The organism is Streptomyces sp. FH025 (genome assembly GCF_017427025.1).
Taxonomy (GTDB): Bacteria; Actinomycetota; Actinomycetes; order Streptomycetales; family Streptomycetaceae; genus Kitasatospora.
In genome coordinates this window covers 1-2,873 of record NZ_JAFLNG010000850.1, presented here as the reverse complement: position 1 = coordinate 2,873, position 2,873 = coordinate 1, and the positions used below count along the sequence as shown (strand labels likewise).

The window sequence follows — 2,873 nt, the reverse complement described above, 5'->3', positions numbered from 1 at the left end:
CGTGGTCAGGGCGGGTGGAAACGCTCGACGCCGGACCCCTAGGCCAGCTGCGGGGCGACCCGGGAGGCGATCAGCTCCAGGTGGTCGAGGTCGTCCAGGTCGAGGACCTGGAGGTAGATCCGCTCGCTGCCCACGGCCGCGTACCGGCCGATCTTCTCCACCACCTCGTCCGGGCTGCCGGCCAGGCCGTTGGCCTTCAGCTCGTCGACCTCGCGGCCGATCACGGCGGCCCGGCGGGCCACCTCGGCGTCGTCCCGGCCGACGCAGACGACCAGGGCGTTGGAGTACACCAGCTCGTCGGCCGGGCGCCCGGCCCGCTCGACGGCGGTCCGGACCCGGCCGAACTGGGCCTCGGTGTCCTCCACCGAGGCGAACGGCAGGTTGAACTCGTCGGCGAAGCGGGCGGCCAGGGCCGGGGTGCGCTTCGGACCGAGGCCGCCGACCAGCACCGGGATGCGCTCCTGGGCGGGCTTGGGCAGCGCGGGCGAGTCGGTGAGCGTGTAGTACTCGCCGGCGAAGTCGAAGGTGTCGCCGAGCTTGGTCCTCCACAGCCCGGTGATGATCGCCAGCTGCTCCTCCAGCCGCCCGAACTTCTCCTTCGGGAAGGGGATGCCGTACGCGGTGTGCTCGGCCTCGTACCAGCCCGCGCCGAGGCCGAACTCGACCCGGCCGCCGCTCATCGCGTCCACCTGGGCGACCTGGATCGCGGTGACGCCCGGCAGCCGGAAGGTGGCGGCGGTCATCAGGGTGCCGAGGCGGATGGTGCTGGTCTCGCGGGCGAGGCCGGCCAGGGTGATCCAGGCGTCGGTGGGCCCGGGCAGGCCGTCGACGCCGCCCATGCTGAGGTAGTGGTCGGATCGGAAGAAGGCGCTGAAGACGCCGAGCTCCTCAGCGGTGCGGGCGACCTTCAGGAGGGTGTCGTAGCTCGCGCCCTGCTGGGGCTCGGTGAAGATGCGGAGATCCATGCCGCCCATTCTGGTACGGACCACCCGCCGGTGAGCGTGGGGAACCGGCCATGCCGCGCACCCGTCCGCAGCCGGCCGGAGCATGCCTCGAAGGTGGCCAAGGTCTCAGCACGGGTGGCTTTCCCTCCCGGCCCGTTCGCCTACGGTGGACGGATGTTCGCGACCTCCGACGACTCCTTCCGGCGTTCCCCCGACGAACCGGCCGGCTGCCCGCTGCCCGGCATCGTGGCCGCCTTCACGCCCCGGCTGGCCGAGTTCGCCTTCGAGCCCGGCTTCGTCGCGGAGGTCGACCAGCACGCGGCGATGCTGCGCGAGCTGCTGTACGCGCAGGGGCCGGAGCTCGCGCCCCGGCCCCTGGACCGTGAGGAACTGTCGGACTACGCGCTGGGTTTCCTGGACGCGCTCGCCGAGATCGGCTGGCGGGAGCCGGTGGGCTACGACTACGCCGTCACCCGGCTGACCGCGATCTGCTGGCTGGTGCGCGAGCAGGGCCTGCTGGAGGTCTGAGGCCGCTCGGGGTCCGTCTCGGCTACCTCGGCTGGTCGCCCTCGATGCCCGGGGCGGGCGGGGTGCCCGGACCGGTCTGGGTGGTCGGCCGGCTCGGCTGGCCGCCGAGCGCGTCGGAGCGCCCGGCCTGGTAGGCGGTGCCGCGCAACCGGGAGCTCTCCTGCTCGGCGTTGTTCAGCCAGCGCTCCCAGCGCTGGCGCATCGGCATGATCAGGCCGCCGCCGACGCCGACCACCAGCACACCGGTGATGGCGGCGAGCGCCGCGATCAGTACCGGCCCGGTGATCGCGGTGGCGATCCCGGCCTGGCCCAGCGCCGCGATCACGCCGAGACCCACGATGAACGCCCAGACGAGGGTCGAGACGGTCCGGCCGTACGAGGCGCCGGAGAGCGAGTTTCCGACGATGTCGCGCACGCCGTTGGCGATGGCCATGGCGACCACCACGATCGCGACCGCGACGATGCCCCGGGGCAGCCAGGCCACGATGCTGTGGATCATCACACTGATCGGGTTCGGCCCGAAGACGCCGAACGCCAGTTGCAGGGCCATCAGCAGGATCGCGTAGTAGACGATCTTGCAGATGATGCCGGTCATGTCGTACTTGGACCCGCTCAGGTAGCGGGCCATCCCGGCCCGCTGGGAAACCCGCTCCGAGCCGACCCGGCGCAGCACGCGGTCCAGTACCTTGGCGATGGCCTTCGCCACGAACCAACCGATGACCAGGATCGCCAGGAAGGCGATGAACTGCGGAATGAACTTGGCGATCTTGGACCAGGCTTCGGTGAACCCCGATCCGAAGTCGACGGACAGTGCGAGCTGCTGAGCCACGGAGTCCTCCACTCGGTGACACCGCGCCACGAGCGGCGCGGGCGGCCCCCCACCCTTCGTGAATAGCAGCCCGCCGTCCGTACCGCGCGCCCCCGGTGTCCGGGATGGTTCCGTCGGGTGAAGCTCCGGCCGTCCGCACGCGTACAGTGGCGGTCCCGGGGAAACGGGCGACGGACCACGGGGGCGGGACGGAGCGACGGTGATCGGAAACAGCGTGGACGGCGGTGCGGCCGCACACCGCGCCCTGCGGTGGCGGCACCTCCCGGCACAGCCGCGGGCCGCCGTCCTGGTGCTGCACGGCGGCGAGGAGCACAACCTCGCCCGGCCCGGCCGCCTCAACCTCCCCCTGCTGCGGATGCGCGGCTTCCTGCGCTCGCTCGACCGGGACACCGCGAACGCCGGAGTCGCCCTCGGCACCGTCCGCTACCGCCACCGCGGCTGGAACGGCCCCCGCGCCGACGCCGCCCTGGACGCGCTCGCCGCGCTCGACGAACTGGCCAAGGCGCTCGGCCCGGTGCCGACCGTCCTGATCGGCCACTCGATGGGCGGCCGCGCCGCCCTGCGGGCCGGCG

4 protein-coding genes are annotated in these 2,873 nt (G+C 72.6%); 2 read left to right on the top strand and 2 right to left on the bottom strand.

All coding sequences use genetic code 11. The annotated features are described in order from the left end of the window. Positions 1 to 38: 38 nt before the first annotated feature. Complete coding sequence (locus J0670_RS34755; protein ID WP_207816429.1) at positions 39 to 965, bottom strand: LLM class F420-dependent oxidoreductase; 927 nt, start codon at positions 963 to 965, stop codon at positions 39 to 41. Positions 966 to 1,118: 153 nt separating this feature from the next. Here J0670_RS34755 and J0670_RS34750 point away from each other — a divergent pair, with 153 nt between their 5' ends. Further along, entirely contained in the window at positions 1,119 to 1,472 is a 354-nt protein-coding gene (locus tag J0670_RS34750; RefSeq protein WP_207816427.1) for a DUF6401 family natural product biosynthesis protein, read from the top strand. 22 nt (positions 1,473 to 1,494) lie between these two features. On the opposite strand, the gene J0670_RS34745 is transcribed toward J0670_RS34750, so the two are convergent. Continuing rightward, a complete protein-coding gene (locus J0670_RS34745; protein ID WP_207816426.1) occupies positions 1,495 to 2,301 on the bottom strand; it encodes a hypothetical protein in 807 nt (268 codons plus the stop codon). Positions 2,302 to 2,500: 199 nt separating this feature from the next. On the opposite strand from J0670_RS34745, the gene J0670_RS34740 reads away from it, so the two are divergent. Further along, on the top strand, positions 2,501 to 2,873 hold a 373-nt coding region (locus tag J0670_RS34740; protein WP_374223233.1), incomplete at its 3' end, for an alpha/beta fold hydrolase.

Bases quoted from the DNA above. Each gene is read 5' to 3' on its own strand.
- J0670_RS34755 (WP_207816429.1), bottom strand. From the start codon at position 965: ATGGATCTCCGCATCTTCACCGAGCCCCAGCAGGGCGCGAGCTACGAC.
- J0670_RS34750 (WP_207816427.1), top strand. From the start codon at position 1,119: ATGTTCGCGACCTCCGACGACTCCTTCCGGCGTTCCCCCGACGAACCG.